At 71.4% G+C, this 20,741-nt stretch carries 18 protein-coding genes; 6 read left to right on the top strand and 12 right to left on the bottom strand.

What is annotated here, in order from left to right; all coding sequences use genetic code 11:
* Positions 1-74: 74 nt before the first annotated feature.
* Genes tkt through pgl form a run of 5 tightly spaced genes read left to right on the top strand, consistent with a single transcriptional unit; the run spans position 75 to position 6,669 of the window.
* Positions 75-2,174, top strand: coding sequence for a transketolase (gene tkt / locus DNK56_RS11065; protein WP_111333061.1), 2,100 nt, complete (start codon positions 75-77; stop codon positions 2,172-2,174).
* A gap of 34 nt (positions 2,175-2,208) precedes the next feature.
* Positions 2,209-3,327 (top strand): transaldolase, encoded by a 1,119-nt coding sequence (gene tal, locus DNK56_RS11060; RefSeq protein ID WP_111333059.1) that lies wholly within the window; start codon positions 2,209-2,211, stop codon positions 3,325-3,327.
* Between the two features lie 5 nt (positions 3,328-3,332).
* Positions 3,333-4,865, top strand: a complete 1,533-nt coding sequence (gene zwf, locus DNK56_RS11055) for a glucose-6-phosphate dehydrogenase (RefSeq protein WP_111333056.1) — start codon at positions 3,333-3,335, stop codon at positions 4,863-4,865.
* Positions 4,862-5,887, top strand: coding sequence for a glucose-6-phosphate dehydrogenase assembly protein OpcA (gene opcA, locus DNK56_RS11050; RefSeq protein WP_111333054.1), 1,026 nt, complete (start codon positions 4,862-4,864; stop codon positions 5,885-5,887). Before zwf ends, opcA begins: the two co-directional genes overlap by 4 nt.
* Positions 5,884-6,669: a 6-phosphogluconolactonase gene (gene pgl, locus DNK56_RS11045; RefSeq protein WP_111333051.1), complete on the top strand. Its 786-nt coding sequence runs from the start codon at positions 5,884-5,886 to the stop codon at positions 6,667-6,669. The genes opcA and pgl overlap by 4 nt, the downstream gene beginning before the upstream one ends.
* 98 nt (positions 6,670-6,767) lie before the next feature.
* On the opposite strand, the gene pgi is transcribed toward pgl, so the two are convergent.
* From pgi to DNK56_RS10985, 12 genes are all read right to left on the bottom strand, one after another.
* A complete protein-coding gene (gene pgi, locus DNK56_RS11040; protein ID WP_111335681.1) occupies positions 6,768-8,420 on the bottom strand; it encodes a glucose-6-phosphate isomerase in 1,653 nt (550 codons plus the stop codon).
* A 315-nt stretch (positions 8,421-8,735) separates the two neighbouring features.
* Positions 8,736-9,071: an RNA polymerase-binding protein RbpA gene (locus tag DNK56_RS11035; RefSeq protein ID WP_073864697.1), complete on the bottom strand. Its 336-nt coding sequence runs from the start codon at positions 9,069-9,071 to the stop codon at positions 8,736-8,738.
* Between the two features lie 109 nt (positions 9,072-9,180).
* Complete coding sequence (gene secG, locus DNK56_RS11030) at positions 9,181-9,414, bottom strand: preprotein translocase subunit SecG (RefSeq protein ID WP_199563792.1); 234 nt, start codon at positions 9,412-9,414, stop codon at positions 9,181-9,183.
* A gap of 109 nt (positions 9,415-9,523) precedes the next feature.
* On the bottom strand, positions 9,524-10,300 hold the full coding sequence (gene tpiA / locus DNK56_RS11025) for a triose-phosphate isomerase (RefSeq protein ID WP_111333046.1): 777 nt from the start codon (positions 10,298-10,300) through the stop codon (positions 9,524-9,526).
* A gap of 6 nt (positions 10,301-10,306) precedes the next feature.
* Positions 10,307-11,518 (bottom strand): phosphoglycerate kinase, encoded by a 1,212-nt coding sequence (locus DNK56_RS11020; RefSeq protein ID WP_111333044.1) that lies wholly within the window; start codon positions 11,516-11,518, stop codon positions 10,307-10,309.
* 111 nt (positions 11,519-11,629) lie between these two features.
* Positions 11,630-12,640 carry a type I glyceraldehyde-3-phosphate dehydrogenase gene (gene gap / locus DNK56_RS11015; protein ID WP_111333041.1) on the bottom strand — a complete coding sequence of 337 codons (1,011 nt, stop codon included), beginning with the start codon at positions 12,638-12,640 and terminating at the stop codon, positions 11,630-11,632.
* Positions 12,641-12,899: 259 nt separating this feature from the next.
* Positions 12,900-13,889: a DNA-binding protein WhiA gene (gene whiA, locus DNK56_RS11010; RefSeq protein WP_030919772.1), complete on the bottom strand. Its 990-nt coding sequence runs from the start codon at positions 13,887-13,889 to the stop codon at positions 12,900-12,902.
* Positions 13,880-14,914, bottom strand: coding sequence for a gluconeogenesis factor YvcK family protein (locus tag DNK56_RS11005; RefSeq protein ID WP_111333038.1), 1,035 nt, complete (start codon positions 14,912-14,914; stop codon positions 13,880-13,882). The genes whiA and DNK56_RS11005 overlap by 10 nt, the downstream gene beginning before the upstream one ends.
* Positions 14,911-15,876, bottom strand: coding sequence for an RNase adapter RapZ (gene rapZ, locus DNK56_RS11000; protein WP_111333035.1), 966 nt, complete (start codon positions 15,874-15,876; stop codon positions 14,911-14,913). Before rapZ ends, DNK56_RS11005 begins: the two co-directional genes overlap by 4 nt.
* Positions 15,873-17,918 carry an excinuclease ABC subunit UvrC gene (gene uvrC, locus DNK56_RS10995; protein WP_111333032.1) on the bottom strand — a complete coding sequence of 682 codons (2,046 nt, stop codon included), beginning with the start codon at positions 17,916-17,918 and terminating at the stop codon, positions 15,873-15,875. Before uvrC ends, rapZ begins: the two co-directional genes overlap by 4 nt.
* Positions 17,919-18,026: 108 nt before the next feature.
* On the bottom strand, positions 18,027-18,905 hold the full coding sequence (locus tag DNK56_RS10990; protein ID WP_111333030.1) for a hypothetical protein: 879 nt from the start codon (positions 18,903-18,905) through the stop codon (positions 18,027-18,029).
* 4 nt (positions 18,906-18,909) lie between these two features.
* The gene (locus DNK56_RS10985; protein WP_111333027.1) at positions 18,910-19,575 is read right to left on the bottom strand and encodes a papain-like cysteine protease family protein; all 666 of its coding nucleotides are present in this window, start codon (positions 19,573-19,575) and stop codon (positions 18,910-18,912) included.
* A 226-nt stretch (positions 19,576-19,801) separates the two neighbouring features.
* Here DNK56_RS10985 and DNK56_RS10980 point away from each other — a divergent pair, with 226 nt between their 5' ends.
* Positions 19,802-20,728 (top strand): hypothetical protein, encoded by a 927-nt coding sequence (locus tag DNK56_RS10980; RefSeq protein WP_111333025.1) that lies wholly within the window; start codon positions 19,802-19,804, stop codon positions 20,726-20,728.
* The last annotated feature ends 13 nt before the right edge of the window (positions 20,729-20,741 follow it).

Raw genomic sequence — 20,741 nt, 5'->3', positions numbered from 1 at the left:
GGGGTAGGCTCGACCACATCCGGTGCGGTCACAGTCACCGGCCCACAACAGTTGGAGAGGAGCCCTGACTCAGGGTGAGCACCAAGCCGACCACAGACCTCCAGTGGACCGAATGGGACCAGCGTGCCGTGGACACCGTCCGCGTCCTGGCGGCGGACGCCGTACAGAAAGTCGGAAACGGGCACCCGGGTACGGCCATGAGCCTGGCTCCCGCCGCGTACACCATCTTCCAGAAGGTGATGCGCCACGACCCCGCGGACGCGCAGTGGACCGGCCGCGACCGGTTCGTGCTCTCGGCCGGGCACAGCAGCCTGACCTTGTACATCCAGCTCTACCTGGCCGGCTACGGCCTGGAGCTGGACGACCTCAAGTCGTTCCGCACCTGGGGCTCCAAGACCCCGGGGCACCCGGAGTACGGCCACACCACCGGTGTGGAGACCACGACCGGCCCGCTGGGCCAGGGCGTCGCCAACGCGGTCGGCATGGCCATGGCCGCCCGCTACGAGCGCGGCCTGTTCGACCCGGAGGCGGCCCCCGGCACCTCCCCGTTCGACCACATGGTGTGGGTCGTCGCCGGTGACGGCTGCCTCCAGGAGGGCATCTCGGCCGAGGCGTCCTCGCTGGCCGGGCACCAGAAGCTGGGCAACCTGGTCCTCCTGTGGGACGACAACCACATCTCCATCGAGGGCGACACGGAGACCGCGGTCTCCGAGGACACCGTCAAGCGCTACGAGTCGTACGGCTGGCACGTCCAGCGCGTCGACCAGCTGCCCAACGGCGACCTGGACCCGCAGGGCCTGTACGACGCGCTGCTGGCCGCCAAGGCGGAGACGGAGCGCCCGTCGTTCATCGCGGCCCGCTCGATCATCGCCTGGCCCGCCCCGCACGCCCAGAACACCGAGGCGTCGCACGGCTCGGCCCTCGGCGACGACGAGGTCGCCGCGACCAAGAAGGTGCTCGGCTTCGACCCGGAGAAGACCTTCGAGGTCTCCGACGAGGTCATCGCCCACACCCGGCGTGCCCTGGACCGGGGCCGCGAGGCCAAGGCGGAGTGGCAGAAGGGCTTCGACGCCTGGCGCGCCGCCGACCCGGAGCGCGCCGCCGAGTTCGACCGGATCAGCGCGGGCGAGCTGCCCAAGGGCTGGGAGGACAGCCTGCCGGTCTTCGAGACGGGCAAGGCGGTCGCCACCCGCGCCGCGTCCGGCAAGGTGCTCCAGGCGCTCGGCGGGATCGTCCCCGAGCTGTGGGGCGGCTCCGCCGACCTGGCCGGCTCGAACAACACCACGATCGACAAGACGTCGTCGTTCCTCCCGGCGGGCAACCCGCTGCCGGAGGCCGACCCGTACGGGCGCACGATCCACTTCGGCATCCGCGAGCACGCCATGGCCGCCGCCATGAACGGCATCGCGCTGCACGGCAACACCCGGATCTACGGCGGCACCTTCCTGGTGTTCTCCGACTACATGCGCAACGCCGTGCGGCTGTCCGCGCTGATGCACCTGCCGGTGACCTACGTGTGGACGCACGACTCGATCGGCCTCGGCGAGGACGGCCCGACCCACCAGCCGGTGGAGCACCTGGCCTCGCTGCGCGCCATCCCGGGCCTGAACATCGTGCGCCCGGCGGACGCCAACGAGACCGCGATCGCCTGGCGCGAGATCCTGCGCCGCTACACCAAGGTGTTCGGCGAGGGCACCCCGCACGGTCTGGCGCTCACCCGCCAGGGCGTGCCGACGTACGAGGCGAACGAGGACGCGGCCAAGGGCGGCTACGTGCTGTTCGACGCCGAGACGGCGGACGGGCAGGGCGCCGAGCCGCAGATCGTGCTGATCGGTACCGGCTCCGAGGTCCAGCTCGCCGTGGAGGCCCGCCAGGAGCTCCAGGCGGCCGGTATTCCCACCCGTGTGGTGTCGATGCCGTGTGTCGAGTGGTTCGAAGAGCAGGACCAGGGTTACAAGGACAGCGTGCTGCCGCCGTCGGTCCGCGCGCGCGTGGCCGTCGAGGCGGGCATCGGGCTGACCTGGTACCGGTACGTCGGGGACGCCGGCCGGATCGTCTCGCTGGAGCACTTCGGCGCCTCGGCGGACGCCAAGGTCCTGTTCCGCGAGTTCGGCTTCACCGGTGAGAACGTCGCCGCGGTCGCCCGGGAATCCCTCGCCGCCGCCACGCGCTGACGCCTTTAGACGACTAGTAGGAGATGCAACTCTCATGACAGACGCACTCAAGCGCCTCTCCGACGAGGGCGTGGCGATCTGGCTCGACGACCTCTCGCGCAAGCGGATCACGTCGGGCAACCTCGCGGAGCTGATCGACCAGAGCCACGTCGTGGGTGTCACGACGAACCCGTCGATCTTCCAGAAGGCCATCTCGCAGGGCGACGGCTACGACCAGCAGCTCGCCGACCTCGCCGCCCGCCGGGTGACCGTGGAGGAGGCGATCCGCATGATCACCACCGCGGACGTCCGCGACGCGGCCGACATCCTGCGCCCGGTCTTCGACGCGACGGAGGGCCAGGACGGCCGGGTCTCCATCGAGGTCGACCCGCGGCTGGCGCACAACACGGCGGCCACGGTCGCCGAGGCCAAGCAGCTGGCCTGGCTGGTGGACCGGCCGAACACGCTCATCAAGATCCCGGCCACCAAGGCGGGTCTGCCGGCCATCACCGAGACGATCGGCCGGGGCATCAGCGTCAACGTGACGCTGATCTTCTCGCTGGAGCGCTACCGCGCGGTGATGGACGCCTACCTGGCGGGCCTGGAGAAGGCGAAGGCCGCGGGCCTGGACCTCTCGAAGATCCACTCGGTGGCGTCGTTCTTCGTGTCCCGCGTGGACACCGAGATCGACAAGCGCCTGGACGCCGTCGGCTCCGACGAGGCGAAGGCCGCGAAGGGCAAGTCCGCCCTGGCCAACGCGCGCCTGGCCTACGAGGCGTACGAGGAGGTGTTCGCCGGTGAGCGCTGGGCCGCGCTGGACAAGGCGCACGCCAACAAGCAGCGCCCGCTGTGGGCCTCGACCGGTGTGAAGGACCCGGCCCTCAAGGACACCCTGTACGTCGTGGACCTCGTCGCGCCGAACACGGTCAACACCATGCCGGAGGCGACTCTGGACGCGGTGGCCGACCACGGCGAGATCACCGGCAACACCGTCACCGGTTCGTACGACCGGGCCCGTGCCGACCTCGACGCCGTCAAGAAGCTCGGCGTCGACTACGACGACGTCGTCCAGCTCCTGGAGGACGAGGGCGTCGAGAAGTTCGAGGCGGCCTGGAACGACCTGCTGAACTCGACCGAGGCGGAGCTCAAGCGCCTCGCCCCTTCGGAGGGCTGACCACTTTGTCTGGTGTTCCCGGAGCCAACCCGCTCCGTGACGCCCAGGACCGACGGCTCCCGCGCATCGCGGGGCCGTCGGGCCTGGTCATCTTTGGCGTCACGGGCGATTTGTCCCGTAAAAAGCTGATGCCCGCCGTCTACGACCTGGCCAACCGCGGCCTGCTGCCACCGGGCTTCTCGCTCATCGGCTTCGCGCGCCGCGACTGGGAGGACGAGGACTTCGCCCAGGTCGTGCACGACGCCGTCAAGGAGCATGCCCGGACCCCCTTCCGCGAGGAGGTCTGGCAGCAGCTCAGCCAGGGCATGCGGTTCGTCCAGGGCAACTTCGACGACGACGTCGCCTTCGAGACCCTGCGCGCCACGATCGAGGAGCTGGACAAGGCGCAGGGTACGGGCGGCAACTTCGCCTTCTACCTGTCCGTGCCGCCCAAGTTCTTCCCCAAGGTCGTCCAGCAGCTCAAGAAGCACGGGCTGGCCGACCAGAAGGAGGGCAGCTGGCGCCGCGCGGTCATCGAGAAGCCGTTCGGCCACGACCTGAAGAGCGCGCAGGAGCTCAACCAGATCGTGCACGACGTCTTCCCGCCGAACGAGGTCTTCCGGATCGACCACTACCTCGGCAAGGAGACCGTCCAGAACATCCTGGCGCTGCGCTTCGCCAACACGATGTTCGAGCCGATCTGGAACCGCAGCTACGTCGACCACGTGCAGATCACGATGGCCGAGGACATCGGCATCGGCGGCCGGGCCGGCTACTACGACGGCATCGGCGCCGCCCGCGACGTCATCCAGAACCACCTCCTCCAGCTCCTGGCGCTCACCGCGATGGAGGAGCCCGGCTCCTTCCACCCCAAGGCCCTGGTCGCCGAGAAGCTCAAGGTGCTCACGGCCGTGGAGCTGCCCGACGACCTGGGCAAGCACACCGTGCGCGGCCAGTACACGCACGCCTGGCAGGGCGGCGAGGAGGCCGTCGGCTATCTGGAGGAGGACGGGATCGACCCCAAGTCGAAGACCGACACCTTCGCCGCGATCAAGCTGACGATCAACAACCGCCGCTGGGCGGGCGTCCCGTTCTATCTGCGCACCGGCAAGCGGCTGGGCCGCCGGGTCACCGAGATCGCGGTCGTCTTCAAGCGCGCCCCGTACCTGCCGTTCGAGTCCGGCGCCACCGAGGAGCTGGGCGGCAACGCCCTGGTCATCCGGGTGCAGCCGGACGAGGGCGTCACCGTGCGGTTCGGCTCCAAGGTGCCCGGCACCTCGATGGAGGTCCGGGACGTCACGATGGACTTCGCCTACGGCGAGTCCTTCACGGAGTCCAGCCCGGAGGCGTACGAGCGGCTCATCCTGGACGTGCTGCTCGGCGACGCCAATCTGTTCCCGCGCCACCAGGAGGTCGAGCTCTCCTGGAACATCCTCGACCCGATCGAGGAGTACTGGGACAAGCACGGCAAGCCCGCCCAGTACCCGGCCGGCACCTGGGGTCCGGCCGAGGCGGACGAGATGCTCGCACGCGACGGACGGAGCTGGCGCCGGCCATGAAGATCGATCTCACGGAAACCACGTCCAGCAAGATCAACCAGGCGCTCATCTCGGCCCGGCGCGCGGTCGGCGCCCCGGCGATCGGGATGGTGCTCACCCTCGTCGTCGTCACCGACGAGGAGAACGCCTACGACGCGCTGAAGGCGGCCAGCGACTCCTCGCGGGAGCACCCCTCGCGGATCATCGCCGTCATCAAGCGGCTCAGCCGTTCGCCGCGCACCCGCCGCGACGCCCGGCTGGACGCCGAGATCCGGGTCGGTTCCGACTCGGGCTCCGGCGAGACGGTGGTGCTGCGGCTCCACGGCGAGCTGGCCAACCACGCCCAGTCCGTCGTCCTGCCGCTGCTGCTGCCGGACGCCCCGGTGGTCGTGTGGTGGCCGCAGGACTCCCCGGCCGACCCGGCGAAGGACGCGCTCGGCGCGCTGGCCCAGCGCCGGATCACCGACACCTACTCGGCGGAACACCCGCTGGAGGAGCTGGAGGTCCGCGCGCGGTCCTACCGGCCCGGTGACACGGACCTGGCCTGGACGCGCATCACGCCGTGGCGCTCGATGCTGGCGGCCGCGCTCGACCAGCAGCCGGCCCAGGTCGTCTCCGCCACGGTCGAGGGCGAGTCGGACAACCCGAGCTGCGAGCTGCTGGCCATGTGGCTCGCGGACCGGCTGGGCGTCCCGGTGCAGCGCACCACGTCGGGCGGCCCCGGTCTGACGGCCGTCCGGATGGCGACGAAGAACGGCGACATCGTCCTGGACCGGGCCGACGGCTCGCTGGCCACGCTCTGCATGGTGGGCCAGCCGGACCGCGCGGTGGCGCTCAAGCGCCGTGAGACGGCGGAGCTGCTCGCGGAGGAGCTGCGCCGCCTGGACCCGGACAACATCTACGAGTCGACGGTGAAGTTCGGCGTGGACCGGCTGGAGCAGGCGGGGTCGGGCGCCCCGGCGAAGGCCCCCGCCAAGGCCGCGTCCGAGGCCCCGGCCGCCGCGAAGAAGACGGCTCCGGCGAAGAAGGCGGCGGCGAAGTGAGCGGAGTCCCGCAGCTCGTCGTGCACCGCGACAAGGAGCTGATGGCGCAGGCCGCGGCGGCCCGGCTGATCACGAAGATCGTGGACGCCCAGGCCGCGCGCGGCACCGCCTCGATCGTCCTCACGGGCGGGCGCAACGGCAACGGCCTGCTGGCCGCGCTCGCCGCCGCGCCCGCCCGGGACGCGGTCGACTGGTCGCGTCTTGACCTGTGGTGGGGCGACGAGCGGTTCCTGCCGGAGGGCGATCCGGAGCGCAATGTCAGCCAGGCGCGCGAGGCCCTGCTGGACTCCGTCCCGCTGGACCCCTCGCGGGTGCATGTGATGCCGGCGTCGGACGGCCCGTACGGCCAGGACGCCGACGCCGCGGCCGCCGGGTACGCGGCGGAGCTGGCCGCGGCCGCCGCGCCGCAGGACCACGGCCCGGTGCCGGAGTTCGACGTGCTGATGCTGGGCGTCGGCCCGGACACGCACGTCGCCTCGCTCTTCCCGGAGCTGCCCGCGGTGCGGGAGACCGAGCGCACCGTCGTCGGGGTGCACGGCGCGCCCAAGCCGCCGCCGGTGCGCGTCTCGCTGACGCTGCCCGCCATCCGGTCGGCGCGTGAGGTGTGGCTGCTGGCGGCCGGCGAGGACAAGGCGGAGGCGGTGGCCATCGCGCTGTCCGGGGCCGGGGAGATCCAGGCCCCGGCGGCCGGTGCGTACGGCCGCGCGCGCACGCTGTGGCTGCTGGACGCGGCGGCGGCCTCCCGGCTACCGCGCTCCCTGTACCCGCCGGCGTCCGCCTGACAGGGCGCCGGCGGCCTTCCGGCAGAGGCCCGGCCCGCTCCTCCTCGGAGCGGACCGGGCCTCTGTGCGTACGGGGCCTCTGTGCCTACGGGCGGGGCTCAGCGCCCGCGCAGCTCGCGGTAGGCGGAGACCAGCGCGGCGGTCGAGCTGTCCAGCCTCTCGCCGCCCTCGCCGCCGGTCAGCACGGGCTCGATCTTCTTGGCCAGGACCTTGCCCAGCTCGACGCCCCACTGGTCGAAGGAGTCGATGTTCCAGATCGCGCCCTGGACGAAGACCTTGTGCTCGTACAGCGCGATGAGCTGGCCCAGCACGGACGGCGTGAGCCGGTCGGCGAGGATCGTCGTCGTCGGGTGGTTGCCCCGGAACGTCTTGTGCGCCACCAACTCGTCCGGGACGCCCTCCGCGCGGACCTCTTCGGGCGTCTTGCCGAAGGCCAGGGCCTGCGTCTGCGCGAAGAAGTTGGCCATCAGCAGGTCGTGCTGGGCGACCAGGCCGGGCAGCAGGTCCTCGACGGGCCGCGCGAAGCCGATGAAGTCGGCCGGGATGACCTTGGTGCCCTGGTGGATCAACTGGTAGTAGGCGTGCTGCCCGTTGGTGCCGGGGGTGCCCCAGACGACCGGGCCGGTCTGCCAGTCGACGGGGTGGCCGTCGCGGTCCACGGACTTGCCGTTGGACTCCATGTCCAGCTGCTGGAGGTACGCGGTGAACTTGGACAGGTAGTGGCTGTAGGGCAGCACGGCGTGCGACTGGGCGTCGAAGAACGCGCCGTACCAGACGCCCAGCAGGCCCAGCAGCAGCGGGGCGTTCTCCTCGGCGGGGGCGGTGCGGAAGTGCTCGTCGACGAGGTGGAAGCCGTCGAGCATCTCGCGGAACCGGTCCGGGCCGATGGCGATCATCAGCGAGAGGCCGATGGCGGAGTCGTACGAGTAGCGGCCGCCGACCCAGTCCCAGAACTCGAACATGTTGGCCGTGTCGATGCCGAAGTCCGCGACCTTCCCGGCGTTGGTGGAGAGCGCCACGAAGTGCTTGGCGACGGCCTCCTGACCGGCCCTCAGCTCCGTCAGCAGCCAGTCGCGGGCGGAGGTGGCGTTGGTGATCGTCTCGATCGTGGTGAAGGTCTTCGAGGCGATGACGAACAGCGTCTCGGCCGGGTCCAGGTCGCGCACGGCCTCGTGCAGGTCCGCGCCGTCCACGTTGGAGACGAAGCGGAAGGTCAGCGAGCGGTCCGTGAAGGAGCGCAGCACCTCGTACGCCATGGCGGGGCCCAGGTCGGAGCCGCCGATGCCGATGTTGACGACGTTCTTGATCGGCCTGCCGGTGTGGCCGGTCCACTCCCCCGACCTGATCCGGTCCGAGAAGGCCGCCATCCTGTCGAGCACCGCGTGCACCGCGGGCACCACGTTCTCGCCGTCGACCTCGATCACGGCGTCGCGCGGGGCGCGGAGCGCGGTGTGCAGGACGGCACGGTCCTCGGTGGTGTTGATCTTCTCGCCGCGGAACATGGCGTCGCGCAGCCCGGCGACGTCGGTGGCGGCGGCCAGCTCGCGCAGCAGCGCCAGCGTCTCGTCGGTGACCAGGTGCTTGGAGTAGTCGAGGCGCAGATCGCCGACCCGCAGGGTGTACCCGGTGCCGCGCTCCGGGTCGTCCGCGAACAGTTCGCGCAGATGGATCGATCCGAGCTGCTCACGGTGCTTGCCCAGCGCCGCCCATTCCGGCGTCTGGTTGAGCCTGGTACGGCTAGTTGCGTTCATCCCGGACATCAGCCCACTTCTCTCGTAACCGCAGTTCCCCGCTGCCCCTCCAACCTAATTGATCAGGCGGCCGGACGTGGCAACGGAGCGCTGCGCCACGGCACAAGCGCTCCGGCCGGGCACCAGGAAGGTGTCCGGCCGGTGGAGGTGGCTAGTGCCGTGACCGGCAATGTTTGCCCCGTGAGGAGCGTTGTCCAGTGCGTGCGATCGCAAGGCGGCCGGAAGTCCTTGTAGCGGAGCTACCAGGGCTTTTGGCCAACGCGGCGAGCGTGCGTGCTGGGCGGCGCGACGGGGCAAAGCTTGCCGGGAGGGGCACTAGATCTCGCCGCGGAGCTTCGCGAGGGCCTCGGCGAGGATGGCTTCGCCGTCCGCGTCGCTGCGCCGCTCACGTACGTACGCGAGGTGCGTCTTGTACGGTTCGGTGCGCGGCGGGTCCGGCGGGCTCTCCGGGTCCTGGCCGGCCGGGAATCCGCAGCGCGGGCAGTCCCAGGTGTCCGGCACCTGCGCGTCGTGGGCGAAGCTGGGCTGCGTCTCGTGCCCGTTCGAGCACCAGAAGGAGATGCGGAGCCGTGGCGCGGACTCGCCGCGCTCGGCCTCCCCCATCGGCCCCGCTCCGACCCGGCTTCCCCGGATCGCGTTGCCACTTGCCACGGTCGTAACTCCCTGCGTGATGGTGCTCGAGGATGCCCCAGTCTACGTAAGGCCCAACGCGCGTCCAGTGAAAGGAGTTACACCCTCACCGGGAATCGCGTACGCCGGGTCAGTCCAGCTTGATGAGCAGACCGAGCACCACGATGCACACGAACCAGCCAAGGCCGACCACGACCGTGATGCGGTCGAGGTTGCGCTCGGCGACCGAGGAACCGCCGACGGAGGACTGCATGCCGCCACCGAACATGTCGGAGAGGCCGCCTCCCTTGCCCTTGTGCATCAGCACCAGCAGCATCAGCAGGAGGCTGAAGACGATCAGGGCGATCTCGAACCCCAAAACCACGGCTGGTCCCTACTTTCCGGAAATCTGACTGCTTAGGCGAACCACGGGGGCCGGAAGGTCGCCCTCCTCGGCCCCCGCAAGGGTACGACGGATCGGCGCTACCGCATACTCACTGGTCGCGGAAGCGGACGATCTTGACGAACTCGTCGGCGTCCAGCGCCGCGCCGCCGATCAGGGCGCCGTCGACGTCGGGCTGGGCCATGATCGCGGCCACGTTGCCGGACTTCACCGAGCCGCCGTACTGGATGCGGACCGCGTCGGCCAGCTCCTGCGAGTACAGCTCGGCCAGGCGGGCGCGGATGGCACCGCAGACCTCCTGGGCGTCCTCGGGGGTGGCGACCTCGCCGGTGCCGATGGCCCAGACGGGCTCGTAGGCGACCACGATGGACGCGGCCTGCTCGGCCGGGACGTCCTTGAGGGCGCCGTCGAGCTGCGCGAGGGTGTGCGCGACCTGGTCGCCGGCCTTGCGGACGTCCAGGCCCTCGCCGACGCACAGGATCGGGGTCAGGCCGTGCTTGTAGGCGGCCTTCACCTTGGCGTTGCAGATCTCGTCGGTCTCGCCGTGGTACTGGCGGCGCTCGCTGTGGCCGATGGCGACGAAGGTGCACTTCAGCTTGGCGAGCATCGGGCCGGAGATCTCACCGGTGTACGCGCCGGAGTCGTGCGCCGAGATGTCCTGGGCGCCGTACTTGATCTTCAGCTTGTCGCCGTCGACCAGCGTCTGCACGGAGCGCAGGTCGGTGAAGGGCGGCAGGACGGCGACCTCGACGGCGTCGTAGTCCTTGTCGGCCAGGGCGAAGGCGAGCTTCTGGACGTGGGCGATGGCCTCGAGGTGGTTGAGGTTCATCTTCCAGTTGCCCGCCATCAGCGGGGTGCGAGTGGTCATGAAAGGTCAGTCCTCCAGAGCGGCGAGGCCGGGAAGCGTCTTGCCCTCGAGGTATTCGAGGCTGGCACCGCCACCGGTCGAGATGTGTCCGAACGCGTTCTCGTCGAAGCCCAGGATGCGGACCGCGGCGGCGGAGTCGCCACCGCCGACCACGCTGAAGCCCGAGGAGTCGACGAGGGCCTGGGCGACGGCCCGGGTTCCCTCGGCGAAGTCGGGGTGCTCGAAGACGCCCATCGGGCCGTTCCAGAAGACGGTGGCCGCGTCGGCGAGCTTCGATGCGTAGAGCTTGTTGGTCTCCGGGCCGTTGTCCAGGCCCATCTGCCCGGCCGGCATGGCGTCGGCGGGGACGGTGTCCGGGTGCGCCGGGGCCTTGGTCTTGAGGTCCGGGAAGGCGGGCGCGACGACGACGTCGACGGGGAGCACGAACTCCACGCCCTTCTCCTTCGCGCGCCGCAGGTACTCCTGGACCGCCGGGATCTGGTCCTCCTGGAGCAGCGAGCTGCCGACCTCGTGGCCCTGGGCCTTGAGGAAGGTGTACGCCATGCCGCCGCCGATCAGGATGCGGTCGGCGCGCTCCAGCAGGTGGTCGATGACGCCGAGCTTGTCGGAGACCTTGGCGCCGCCGAGGACCACCGCGTAGGGGCGCTGGACGTCGTCGGTGAGCTTCTTGAGGACGCCGACCTCGGTGGCGATCAGGTCGCCCGCGGCGTGCGGGAGGCGGGCCGGGAGGTCGAACACCGAGGCGTGCTTGCGGTGGACGGCGCCGAAGCCGTCGCCCACGTAGAGGTCGGCCAGCTCGGCCAGCTGGTCGGCGAACGCGCCGCGCTCGGCGTCGTCCTTGGAGGTCTCGCCGGGGTTGAAGCGGAGGTTCTCGATGACGGCGACCCGGCCGTCGGTGAGCGCGGCGACGGTGGCGCGGGCGGAATCGCCGACCGTGTCGGTCGCGAACGCGACGTCGGTGCCGAGGAGTTCACCGAGCCGGGTGGCGGCGGGGGCCAGCGAGAACGCCGGGTCCGGGGCGCCCTTGGGGCGGCCCAGGTGCGAGGCGACGACGACCCGCGCGCCGGCCGCGGCCAGCTTGCGGACGGTCGGGGCGACGGCGCGGATGCGGCCGTCGTCGGTGATGGTGGTGCCGCTGAGCGGCACGTTGAGGTCGGCGCGGACGAATACCCGCTTGCCGGCGACCCCTTCGGCGAGAAGTTCGTCGATCGTCTTCATCTGTCTGGACTCCTTGGAGGGCGAGGGAGCATGCGAGGGGGCTCGAACAGCGCAGCGTCGCGCTGTTCGAGCCCCGTGCTCACATCGAGATGCCTGCCGGTGCGGCGGTGCTCAGAGCTGGCCGCCGACGAAGACGGTGAGGTCGACGAGACGGTTGGAGTAGCCCCACTCGTTGTCGTACCAGCCGAGGATCTTCACCGTGTTCCCCTCCTGGACCATGGTCAGGGAGGAGTCGAAGGTGCAGGACGCCGGGTCGCTGACGATGTCCGAGGACACGATCGGGTCCTCGGTGTAGTACAGGATGCCCTTGAGGGCGCCGTCGTCGGCGGCCTTCTTGAACGCGGCGTTGACCTCGTCCTTGGTGACCTCGCGCTCCAGGGTCACGACCAGGTCGGTGGCCGAGCCGGTCGGGACCGGGACGCGCATCGCGATGCCGTCGAGCTTGCCCTTGAGCTGGGGCAGGACCAGGGCGGTGGCCTTGGCGGCACCGGTCGTGGTCGGGATGATGTTCTCGGCGGCGGCGCGGGCGCGGCGCAGGTCCGAGTGCGGGAAGTCCAGGATGCGCTGGTCGTTGGTGTACGCGTGGACCGTCGTCATGAGGCCCTTGACGATGCCGAAGTTCTCGTCGAGGACCTTGGCCATCGGGGCGACGCAGTTGGTCGTGCAGGACGCGTTGGAGATGACGTGGTGGTTGGCCGCGTCGTACTTGTCCTGGTTGACGCCCATCACGATGGTGATGTCCTCGTCCTTGGCCGGGGCCGAGATGAGGACCTTCTTCGCGCCACCGGCGATGTGCTTCTCGGCGTCGGCCTTCTTCGTGAAGATGCCGGTCGACTCGATGACGATGTCGACGCCCAGGTCACCCCAGGGGATGTCGGCCGGGTTGCGCTCGGAGAGCACCTTGATGGTGTGGCCGTCGACGGTGATGGTGTCGGCGGTGTGGCTGACCTCTGCCTTCAGACGACCCAGGATGGTGTCGTACTTCAGCAGGTGGGCCGTGGTCGCGGTGTCACCCAGGTCGTTGACAGCCACGATCTCGATGTCCGCACCCTGCTCGAGCAGCGCGCGGAAGTAGTTGCGACCGATGCGGCCAAAGCCGTTGATGCCTACGCGGATCGTCACGAACCGATCTCCTCGTTAGGTACGCCGGTTTTCGACGCCGGCGAGTTGTATGGGATGTCCCCGACCGCCTACGACCCTACCTCTCCGGAGCCGCCGGGGTGACATCGAGCGGGGCCGTAAGAACGCGGAAAGCCCGTACTCCCCGGTAGGAGTACGGGCCTCCGGCCGCCCTCCGCCGCTTCCTGCGGCGATTACGCAGCGTCAACGCCCGCGGGCCGGCGGGCCGTTCCCCTCGCGGGGGGCGAATCCGCGGCTCGGCTCAGCCGACCAGGCCGTCCGCCAGCTCTTCGCTGAGAGTGGATTCCGTGCCGGGGATGCCGAGGTCCTGGGCCCGCTTGTCGGCCATCGCCAGGAGCCGGCGGATGCGGCCCGCGACGGCGTCCTTGGTCAGCGGCGGGTCGGCGAGGGCGCCCAGCTCCTCCAGCGACGCCTGCTTGTGCTCCATGCGCAGCCGGCCGGCCGCCGCCAGGTGCTCCGGGACCTCCTCGCCCAGGATCTCCAGCGCCCGGCCCACCCGGGCGCCCGCGGCGACGGCGGCGCGGGCGGAGCGGCGCAGGTTGGCGTCGTCGAAGTTGGCGAGGCGGTTGGCCGTGGCCCGGACCTCGCGGCGCATCCGGCGCTCCTCCCAGGCCAGCACCGACTCATGGGCGCCGAGCCGGGTGAGCAGGGCGCCGATCGCGTCCCCGTCGCGGACGACGACCCGGTCCACCCCGCGCACCTCGCGCGCCTTGGCGGCGATGGAGAGCCGGCGGGCGGCGCCAACCAGGGCGAGCGCGGCCTCCGGTCCGGGGCAGGTCACCTCCAGGGAGGAGGAGCGGCCGGGCTCGGTGAGCGAGCCGTGCGCCAGGAAGGCGCCGCGCCAGGCGGCCTCGGCGTCGCAGGTGGCCCCCGAGACCACCTGCGGGGGGAGGCCGCGGATGGGCCGGCCCCGGCCGTCGACCAGGCCCGTCTGGCGCGCCAGCTGGTCGCCGCCCGCCACCACCCGTACGACGTAGCGCGAGCCGCGCCGCAGCCCGCCGGGGGCCATCACGATCAGCTCCGAGCTGTGCCCGAAGATCTCCAGGATGTCCCGCTTGAGCCGGCGGGCCGCCATCGCGGTGTCCAGCTCCGCCTCGATCACGATCCGGCCGCTCACCAGGTGAAGGCCACCGGCGAACCGAAGAATCGCCGAGACCTCAGCCTTCCTGCAGCAGGTCCGGGTCACGGGAAGCCGAGAGATTTCGTCCTTCACCGCGGGCGTCATCGCCATGGGCCGATCCTTCCATGCATCCGAAAAATACGGTCGTACGCGGCGGCCAACAGCTCCGGATCATGGATCGGAACGCCGTCGGGTGAGGCCACGGGCGCCAGCTCGACCGCCGCGCCGAGCCGCTTGGCTGCGTCGGCGAGGGACTCGCGGTCGGGCACGGCGGCCTGGTCGGCCAGCACCACGTCCAGGGCGAGTTTAGGGGCGTGTCGTCCCAAAACCTCCAAATGACGCTGCGGTGAGAAGCCATCTGTTTCGCCGGGCTGCGGTGCGAGATTCAGCGAGAGGACCTTGCGGGCCTGGGTCTCGACCAACGCGTCCAGCAGTTCGGGGACGAGCAGGTGCGGGATGACCGAGGAGAACCAGGAGCCGGGGCCGAGGACCACCCAGTCCGCGTCCCGTACGGCGGCGACCGCCTCGGGGACGGCCGGCGGGTCGGCCGGGACCACGTGCACCGACTGCACCTCGCCCGGGGTGAGGGCGACGGTGGCCTGGCCGCGCACCGTGTCCACGTCGTCCGGGCGGTCCGGGTCGTGGCCCTTGACAAGGGCCTGGAGCTCCAGCGGCACGGCGGACATGGGCAGCACCCGGCCGTGCGCGCCGAGGAGCTTGCCGACGAGGTCCAGGGCCTGGACGTGGTCGCCGAGCTGCTCCCACAGGGCGACGATCAGCAGATTGCCGACCGCGTGCTCGTGGAGGTCGCCCTTGGACTGGAAGCGGTGCTGGATGACCCGGGCCCAGGTCTGGCCCCATTCGTCGTCGCCGCACAGGGCGGCGAGCGCCTTGCGCAGGTCGCCGGGCGGCAGCACGCCCAGCTCCTCGCGGAGCCGGCCGCTGGAGCCGCCGTCGTCGGCGACGGTGACCACGGCGGTCAGGTCGCCGGTGATCCGCCGCAGCGCGGTGAGCGAGGCGGACAGGCCCATGCCGCCGCCGAGGGCGACGACCTTGGGCTGGGCGCCCCGCTTGCGGCCGAGCGGCGAGGGGACTCCCCTGCGCAGCCGGCGCAGACGCATGTTGCGACTGGTCACTCGCGCCCCATGTCCCTGTGTACGAGCACGGTCTCGATCCCCTCCGTGGCGAGCCGGGCGGCCAGCTTCTCGGACATGGCCACCGAGCGGTGCTTGCCGCCCGTGCAGCCCACGGCGATGGTCACATAGCGCTTGCCCTCGCGGCGGTAGCCGGCGGCGACGAGCTGGAGCAGCTCCGTGTACTGGTTGAGGAACTCCTTGGCGCCCGGCTGGTCGAAGACGTACGAGGAGACCTCCTCGTTGAGCCCGGTGAAGGGGCGCAGCTCCGGCACCCAGTGCGGGTTGGGCAGGAAGCGGCAGTCGACCACCAGGTCGGCGTCGACGGGCAGACCGTACTTGAAGCCGAACGACATCACCGTGGCGCGCAGCTCGGGCTCCTCGTCGCCGGCGAACTGGGCGTCCATCTTGGCGCGCAGTTCGTGGACGTTGAGGCTGGAGGTGTCGATGACCAGGTCGGCGTCGCCGCGCAGCTCGCGCAGCAGGTCGCGCTCGGCGGCGATGCCGTCCACGATGCGGCCGTCGCCCTGGAGGGGGTGCGGGCGGCGGACCGACTCGAAGCGGCGGACCAGGGCGTCGTCGGAGGACTCCAGGAAGACCACCCGGCGGGTGACGCCCTTGGCCTCCAGGTCGGCGAGGGACTCGCGCAGGTTGTCGAAGAAGCGGCGGCCGCGTACGTCGACGACGACGGCGATCCGGGCCACGTTGCCCTGGGAGCGGGCGCCGAGCTCCACCATGGTGGGGATCAGCGCGGGCGGCAGGTTGTCGACGACGAACCAGCCGAGGTCCTCCAGACACTTGGCGGCGGTGCTCCGCCCGGCTCCGGACATGCCGGAGATGATCACCAGCTCGGGGATGGCCGCGGCCGTGTCGCCCGTCTCGGTCTGGGTGCCCGTACTCACGTGTGCTGCTCCGTCTGCTCGGTTCGTGCGGTCGTGCCCGTGTTCATGTGCGTGGTCGGTCATGTCGTCGTGCCCCCGTCGTCCTCTTCCATGATCTCTCCTGTGGCCGTGTTCACGGCGGGTGCGGCCGGGGCGGCCGCAGCCAGGGCGACGGCCACGGATTCCGCGGTCCTGCGGCCTATGCCGGGGACCTCGCAGATGTCGTCGATTGTCGCCTGCCGCAGCTTCTTGACGGAGCCGAAATGCTTGATGAGGGCCTGTTTCCGGGTCTCTCCCAGGCCGGGGACGGCGTCCAGCGGGCTGGAGCGGATGCGCTTGGCCCGCTTGGCGCGCTGGTAGGTGATGGCGAAGCGGTGGGCCTCGTCGCGGATGCGCTGGAGGAGGTAGAGGCCCTCGCTGGAGCGGGGCAGGACCACCGGGTCGTCGTCATCGGGCAGCCAGACCTCCTCCAGGCGCTTGGCGAGGCCGCAGACGGCGATGTCGTCGATGCCCAGCTCGTCCAGGGCCCGCTTGGCCGCGGCGACCTGCGGCTGCCCGCCGTCCACGACGAGGAGCTGCGGCGGGTACGCGAAGCGCTTGGGGCGTCCGTCGTCCTCGCGGGACCCGTCGGCGGCCGGGGCGCTCCCGTCCGCGCCGTCCGGGGCCGGTACGGGGCCGGTGGGGGCCGGGCCCTCGGCGGCGGCCTCCTCCCACTCCCCCGTGCGCTCCTTCTCCTGGAGGTAGCGGCGGAAGCGGCGGCTGATCACCTCGTGCATCGAGCGGACGTCGTCCTGGCCCTCGAAGCCCTTGATCTGGAAGCGGCGGTACTCCCCCTTGCGGGCGAGGCCGTCCTCGAAGACGACCATGGAGGCCACGACGTCGTCGCCCTGGAGGTGGGAGATGTCGTAGCACTCGATGCGCAGCGGGGCGGTGTCCAGGTCCAGGGCCCCGGCGATCTCCTCCAGGGCCCGCGAGCGGGTGGTGAGGTCGGAGGCGCGCTTGGTCTTGTGGAGTCCGAGGGCCTGCTGGGCGTTGCGCTGGACGGTGACCATCAGGTCCTTCTTGTCGCCGCGCTGCGGGACGCGCAGGCTGACCTGGGAGCCGCGCCGGCCGGCGAGCCACTGGGAGACCGCCGCCGGGTCCTCGGGAAGGGCCGGGACCAGGACCTCCTTGGGGACGGCGTCGCCGCTCTCCTCGCCGTACAGCTGCTGGAGGGCGTGTTCCACGAGGCCGGAGGTGTCCACGTTCTCCACCTTGTCGGTGACCCAGCCGCGCTGGCCGCGCACCCGGCCGCCCCGGACGTGGAAGATCTGGACGGCGGCCTCCAGCTCGTCCTCGGCGACCGCGATCAGGTCGGCGTCGGTGGCGTCGGCGAGGACGACGGCGCTCTTCTCCATGGCGCGCTTGAGCGCCTCGACGTCGTCGCGGAGCCGGGCGGCCCGTTCGTACTCCATCTCCTCGGCCGCCGCCATCATGTCCTTCTCCAGGCGGCGGATGTAGGTGCCGGTGCGGCCGGCCATGAAGTCGCAGAAGTCGTCGGCCAGTTCGCGGTGCTCCTCGGGGGTGACGCGGCCGACGCAGGGGGCCGCGCACTTGCCGATGTAGCCGAGGAGGCAGGGCCGGCCGGTGCGGGCGGCGTTCTTGAAGACGCCGGCGGAGCAGGTGCGGACGGGGAAGACGCGGAGCATCAGGTCGACCGTCTCGCGGATCGCCCAGGCGTGCCCGTAGGGGCCGAAGTAGCGCACGCCCTTCTTCTTGGCGCCGCGCATCACCTGGACGCGGGGGAACTCCTCGTTCAGCGTGACCGCCAGGTAGGGGTAGCTCTTGTCGTCCCGGTACTTGACGTTGAACCGGGGGTCGTACTCCTTGATCCAGGAGTACTCCAGCTGGAGCGCCTCGACCTCGGTGGCGACGACGGTCCATTCCACGGAGGCGGCCGTGGTCACCATCGTGCGGGTGCGCGGGTGGAGGCCGGAGAGGTCCTGGAAGTAGTTGGCCAGGCGCTGGCGCAGGCTCTTGGCCTTCCCGACGTAGATCACCCGGCGGTGTTCGTCGCGGAATTTGTAGACCCCCGGGGAGTCGGGGATCTGTCCCGGCTTGGGGCGGTAGCTGGAGGGGTCTGCCATGCCCACCACCCTACTTGCGGGCGGTGACAGTACGGGGTGGGCGCGGTCGGCCGCGCTCCGGGGCGGGGATCGCCCGTCCCGGAGCGCGGGGTCAGGGGCGGGGCGGGGTCACCCCGTCCGGCGGCGGCCGCGCAGCCGCAGGGCCGTGGCGCCGCACAGGGCGAGTACGGCGAGGGCTCCCCCGGCGGCCGCGGTGGACCCGGCGGTCAGCGCGGTGTCCGCGGTGCTCGCGGTGTCCGCGATGGCCCGGCCGGACCGCTCCCGCTCGGCGGGCTTCGGGGCGGCGGGTCCGTATCCGCCGGCCTCGCCCTTGCGGGCGTAGGCGGAGCCGGGCAGCTTGTCGGCGTAGGCGGCGTGGACCCGGCTGCGGTAGGCGGACAGGGTGGTGCCCTTCTTGCCGACGGCCCGGACGGCGTCCTGGTCGAGCGGGAGGACCCGGTTGCCCTTCTGCACGTACCAGGCGTTGATCTGCGGTTCGTGGAAGACGATGCCGCCGGGCAGTTTGCGGGCGCCGGCGGCGGCGTAGCGTGCCTCGTCGTCGCCGGTGGCGATGTTCACCACCTGCCAGTCGCCGTCCGCGCCCGGCTCGGGCAGCGTCCACAGGGACGCCTTCTGCCCGTCCGAGGACACGGCCGTGCTGGCCAGGTATTCCAGGGAGGCGACGGGGGCGCCCGGCTCTCCCGCGACGAACCGCGCGGACAGGGTGCGTACGGGGACGGCTGCGCCCGTGATACGGGGTGCGGCGGCCTCCGCCCTGACGGCGCCCTCGCGGGCGAAGAACCGGGACAGGGTGTCCAGGGTCGTCGCGTCGGTGGCCGCCTCGTGGGCGGCGGCCAGGGCGGCGGGGCCGGCCGAGGGTCCGTCGGCGGCAGCGGCCTGCGGGGCGGAGGTGAGGAGGGCCGCGCCGGCCAGCACTCCGGCGGCGGCGAGGGCCGCGGCGGCGCTGCGGACGGGGGTGCGGGCGGGGGTACGGGTGGAGGAGGTCATGCCGTCACGCCCCGATCCGGTAGAGCGAGTGGGTCCAGGAGAACTGGGCGTTGTTCACGTACCAGGCGTGCGAGGCCCAGTTGTAGCGGTTGCTGGAGGGCCAGGGGTCGCCCCAGTAGACGAGGCTGTTGGCGTCGTCGTAGCCGTACAGGACGTGCATGTGGCCGCCGCCGGAGGACCACTGGATGCGGGTCTCCACCGGGCGGCCGTTGGCTATCTCGGACTGCACGGTCGAGTAGCGCAGCCAGCCGTTGACGTACGAGCCGGGGTAGATGCCGGCCCAGTACAGGCCGTTCTGGACGTCGCCGAGGGTGGCCTGCGAGTTGGGGCACTCGTAGCCCTGGGCTCGGCCGAAGGCGGCGTTGCAGAACTGGTTCTGGCTGTAGTTGCGGCCGTACCAGGTGGCGATGGTGTTGCCGGAGGCGGCCCAGCACCAGTTGGACTTCTGCTGCGCCTGCATCGTGATGTTGAGCCGCCGGGTGGAGGCGAGGGCGGCGGTGGTGGTGAGTTCCGGGGCCGCGGGGGCGGCGGCGGTGTGGCCCTGGACCACTGCGGTGGCGGTGCGGGGCTGGTCGGCGGCGGTGGCGGTCGCCGTGGGTGCGGTGAGCAGCGCGGCGGCGAGCGCGGCCGTCACCGACCACCGGACCGACCGGTTTCTCGGGTGACGCATGGCGTTCCTCCCAGAGCGGGGGGTGGGGGTTCGAAGGAGCGCGTCCGGACGCTGTGAAGGAGCATCAACCGTTGTCGGGGACGGGTCAACACGCTTGAATGCGGGTGAACACCGCGGTGTGAACGCCAGGGGCCCCGGTGTGAACGCGCGCCCCCGACCACCTGCGGACCGGCACCCGCCGCCGGGCCCCGTGCCCGGACGGCGTGAACGTTCACCTGGAGGACCCATGCGGCACACCGAGGCCGAACTGGCGCAGGTGCTGCACACCGGACCGTTCCATCTGGCGCTGCGCACCGCGCTGTCGGTGCGCGGACTGCCGCTCCAGCGGGTCCGGCATCATCTGGCGCATCGGGGGATCACCGTCGGCGTGACCAGCCTGAGCTACTGGCAGCAGGGTGCCCGGCGTCCGCAGCGCCCGGAGTCGCTGCGGGCCGTGAAGGCCCTGGAGGAGGTCCTGGGGCTGCCGGTGAACTCACTGCTCGGGCTGCTGGACACCGGGGAGGCCCGCCCGGACTCCGACCGGCCGCCGGCCCGTTCGTACCGCTCCCTGGTGGAGGCGTCCGGGGCGGTGGAGCGGCTGCTGACGGCGATGGAGTCGCCGGCCGACGGCGGGCTGCACACGGTGGGCCACCAGGAGCGGGTGCGGATCGGGCCGGGGCGCCGGATGCTGCTCCGCGACTCCCAGCACGTGGTGCGCGCGCACCGGGACGGCGTGGACCGCTATCTCGCGGTGTACGTGGGCGATCCCGGCTGCGATCCGGCGCGGGTCGTGGTGCACGCGCGGGAGAACTGCCGCACGGGCCGGGTCCGCTGGGACCGGGAGACGGGGGTGCTGGTCGCGGAGCTGCTGTTCGACACCCGGCTGCGGGCGGGCGAGACGTATCTGCTCGGCTACGGCTTCGAGGACGGCACGGGCGGCCCCTGCGGCGAGTACATGCGCGGCTTCACCTTCGGGGGCGGGCAGTACGTGCTCCAGGTCGGGTTCGACGAGGAGGCGCTGCCGGTGCGGTGCCGCAGCTTCGCCCAGGCGTCGGCGGGCGCGCCCCGCGCCGCGCGGGCCGACCTCACGCTGACCGGCCGGCACCGGACCGTGCATCTGGTGGAGCCGGGGGTGCGGCCGGGGGTGGTGGGGATCGACTGGGACTGGGACTAGGGGGTGTCTGACA

This window comes from Streptomyces sp. AC1-42W (assembly GCF_003248355.1).
Taxonomy (GTDB): Bacteria; Actinomycetota; Actinomycetes; order Streptomycetales; family Streptomycetaceae; genus Streptomyces.
This window is presented reverse-complemented; position numbering and strand designations above follow the sequence as displayed.